Here is a 3,771-nt window from a genome sequence, read left to right on the forward strand (position 1 = left end):
TCGTAGCTTACGCCCTAGGTGGCTGTCGCACACAAACAACTTTGATCCCCCGGCACATGGACGAATTTAGCGTAGTCATAAGTAGACGGAGAACGCATATTACCGAAATCTCGTGCTCTGGGTCGACTACCCGACATCACTGTTGTGCTTGGAGTGCTCATTTTTACTCCCGCCGACGCGGACCACATCAACCAACTCGCGGGCTAGGTAACCACCCGCATGAGCCAAGATGGCTCCCACTAGAACCGGATCCTCACCGACGGGAAAACCTGGTGGCTATTCGAGCAGTCCGCTGCCGCTGACTCCTTCGCCCGGCGCAGCACCTTCGATCTTGCTCCCCGGAGCCACCCGGGGTCGGGCTTATTAAATGGCTCCAAGCCGTGCTGGCTACTCGTCACAACATCGCCCCACGCCAACATCGAAAGCCTGCTCGGGGCATCCTCCGCCCCGGCTTATGCTCAGGACATGAAGCTATTTGCTGGATTTGTACGTCCAAGTCCGCGCCAACCCCACCGTGGGGTTGAAGCCTCTGTGATCAGTCACGCTGTAATGGAGCTTCCCCTCGACGACCTACTCCAACATTCCGAGCGCCTGCTTAGCGGTGACGATTTCCAGCAGGCCGGGATTCACAAAGTTATCGGGTCCAGCTTCCTCGACTGGTTGCCCGAAGGGGGCACCGCCAAGGTGCTGGATAGACCGTCAGAACAATCCGCCCTCGACCAATCTATTAAACAGCGAGTAGGAGCTTTAGGATCTACCGCCCCTCCTTTCCACCCCACCACTCCCCCGAACCCCGGGGCGTACCTTGGTGGCCATGAGTGAATTCTTCCCAACCGAAACGTTTAGCAAGCGTCTCTCCACCGTCCGCGACATCGCCGCACAGGCGGGCCTGGACGGCGTGATCGTTACCCCCGGTCCGGACATGGAATACCTGATCTCGTCGAAGATCACCACGCACGAGCGGTTCACGGCTTTGGTTCTTACTAAGGACGCCACCCGCATCATCGTTCCCGGCGTGGATGTCGCTGACCTGAAGAAATCCGTCGCCGGCCAACTCGGCGTGGAGATCATCGGGTGGAACGACGGCGAAGACCCCTATGGCTACATCGCCGAAGGCTCCTACGCCGTCAGCGCGGCCATGACCGCCGACCACCTGCTGGAGCTGGCAGTCCCGCGGTATCTCCACCGTCAACGCCACCCAGGTTTTCGCCCAGGCGTTCATCCGCAAGGACGACGAAGAGCTTGCCGAGCTGCGCCGCGCAAGTGCCGCCATCGACGAGGTCCACCGCCAGGTCCCGAACCTGCTGCGCGCGGGCGTGACCGAGAACGACGTGGCCAAGGAACTGGAGCGCCTCATCCTCGAAGAGCATGAGGTCGTGGACTTCATCATCGTCGGCTCCGGTCCGCACGGCGCGGACCCACACCATGACCACTCCGATCGCGTGATCGAGTCCGGCGACGTAGTGGTTGTCGACATCGGCGGCACCTTGGCCAGCGGCTACCACTCGGACTGCACCTGCACCTACGTCGTCGGCGAACCCACGGACGAGCAGCAGAAGATTTACGACGTGCTGCAGCGCGCCCAGGAGGCCGGGCTGGAATTCGCCAAGCCAGGCGTGACGGCCGGCGAAGTCGACAAGGTCGTCCGCGACATCATCGAGGAAGCCGGCTACGGCGAGTACTACATCCACCGCACCGGCCACGACATCGGGCTTTCCTGCCACGAGGAGCCGTTCATCATCGCGGGCAACGACTTTGTGATTGAAGAGGGCATGGCCTTCTCCATTGAACCCGGCATCTACATCCCCGGTCAGTGGGGCGCACGCATCGAAGACATTGTGATCGTGGCGTCAGAAAAGGTAGAGCCCATCAACACAACACCCCACGAGCTTGTGCGCGTGGGGTGAGAGAAAGCCTAGCTGGTTTGCCAGCTGGGTTTGGTGAACATCCACAAACTTCTTGAGGATCCACTTGCGGCTCAGGAGCATCAGCACTCCCAGGCCGACAATCACCGCGAACATCACGATGAAGTAAGTCCGCTCCGCGGCCGCATCGGCGGGGTTGTAGAAGCCCGCCAGGCTGCCGGACAGCGCGGTGCCCAAACTGACAGAGAGCAGCCACAGGCCGAACATGCGGGTGGGGAACGCCTCAGGCGCCAAACGGGTGGCCATCGAGTTACCCACGGGGCTCAGCATCAGCTCCGCCATCGTGAACAGGAACAGAATCAACACCATCACCCACAGCGGGGTGGAGTTCGCACCACCACCGGCAAACGGGATGAACAGCACCAGAGCAACGCCGATCACAATCAGCGCCAGGGAGAACTTCGTTGCGTAAGACGGCTGCCTATCCCCCAGCTTCGTCCACATCGCGCCGAACACGGCAGCGAACAGGATGATGAATAGCGGGTTGATGGACTGCACCACGCCCGGGGGCAGCTCAAGGCCGAAGATGGTGCGGTCCAGACGCTGGTCCGAGTACAGGGCAATCACCGTGAACTGCTGCTGGAACAAAGACCAGAACGCGACCGAAGCCACGAACATGGGGACAAAACCGACCAGGCGGGAACGCTCGACGTCCGTGATCAGGTCGGAACGGTACATCTGCACCCACAGTACAACGGCGACGACAACGGCCAGCAGGGCCGCGATGTTGGACAGCTGCGAGACGTGCAGCACGCCCGTTGTGAACAACAGCACGAAGACGACGACCGCCGCGGCGGCGCCGAGGAATACCGGCAGGTACTTCTTGTGCGGCAGCGGGTTCACCACATCGTGGCCGGCATCCCGAATGGTCTGGTTGCGCAGCAGGGTGTACTGGACGAGACCGATAGCCATCATCACGGCTGCAGCACCGAAGCCCCAGTGGAAGCCCTTCCAGCCCCACAGTGCGTTGGTGATCAACGGGCCGAGCAGGCCACCGATGTTCACGCCCATGTAGTAGATGGAGAAGCCGCCGTCACGGCGGGGATCATCGTGGTCGTAGAGGGCACCCAGCACCACCTGAGAGGTTGTCTTGAGGCTGCCGGAGCCCACGGCAATGAACACCAAGCCCAGGGCCACGCCGACATAGCCCGGCAGAACGGCCAAGCTGATGTGGCCGAGCATCACCAGCACAGCGGAGTAGAACAGGGTGCGTTCCGCCGAAAGGATACGGTCGGCTACCCACGCGCCGGCCACGCCCGTCAGGTACACCAGGCCGCCGTAGGCGCCGACGATGGAAACGGCGGTGCCCTCGTCCATGCCCAGTCCGCCTTCGGTGACGGAGTAGTACAGGTAGTAGACCAACAGGGCCTGGAGGCCGTAGAAGCTGAAGCGCTCCCACATCTCCACGCCGGAAAGGTTGGCTAGGCCGAAGGGGTGTCCGAAGAAGGTCCGTTCGTTCTGGTGCGCGCTAGATGAGTGCGCGGTTGCTGTGGAGGCTCCGTCTGGTGCTGGAGAATCCTCCGGGTTTGAAGCGTCCTGGGTTTAGTTCCGCTTCTTTTACGGCCCTGTGTTGATGGGCTCGGTGAGATAGTACTCGGTTTCTACTTCTTGTGGGGTGGCGTAGTCCAACGCCTCGTGAAGACGTTTGGTGTTCCACCAGTGCACCCACCGCAAGGTGGCTAGCTCGACTTCTCCTACTGATGTCCATGGGCCTTGAGGATGGATAAGTTCAGCCTTGTAGAGACCGTTGACTGTCTCGGCCAGCGCGTTGTCATAGGAATCTCCGACTGTGCCGACACTCGGCCGGATCTCGGCTTCGGCCAAAGCGGTGGAGTACTTCAGTGAT

General features: G+C 61.2%; 1 protein-coding gene and 2 pseudogenes. 1 reads left to right on the forward strand and 2 read right to left on the reverse strand.

Features of this window, described 5'->3' with window-relative positions:
- The first annotated feature begins 814 nt into the window (after positions 1-814).
- Positions 815-1,907: pseudogene (locus QKE30_RS10695) on the forward strand (Xaa-Pro peptidase family protein).
- Here the strand turns inward: QKE30_RS10695 and QKE30_RS10700 are convergent.
- Together QKE30_RS10700 and QKE30_RS10705 are read right to left on the reverse strand one after the other, a co-directional pair.
- A pseudogene (locus tag QKE30_RS10700) lies at positions 1,851-3,380 on the reverse strand (peptide MFS transporter); the annotation flags it as partial. The pseudogenes QKE30_RS10695 and QKE30_RS10700 overlap by 57 nt on opposite strands.
- A gap of 102 nt (positions 3,381-3,482) precedes the next feature.
- The coding region (locus tag QKE30_RS10705; protein ID WP_347934670.1) for an integrase core domain-containing protein at positions 3,483-3,771 on the reverse strand (289 nt) is incomplete at its 5' end.

It is taken from the genome of Corynebacterium sp. c24Ua_83 (assembly GCF_039907245.1).
Taxonomy (GTDB): domain Bacteria; phylum Actinomycetota; class Actinomycetes; order Mycobacteriales; family Mycobacteriaceae; genus Corynebacterium.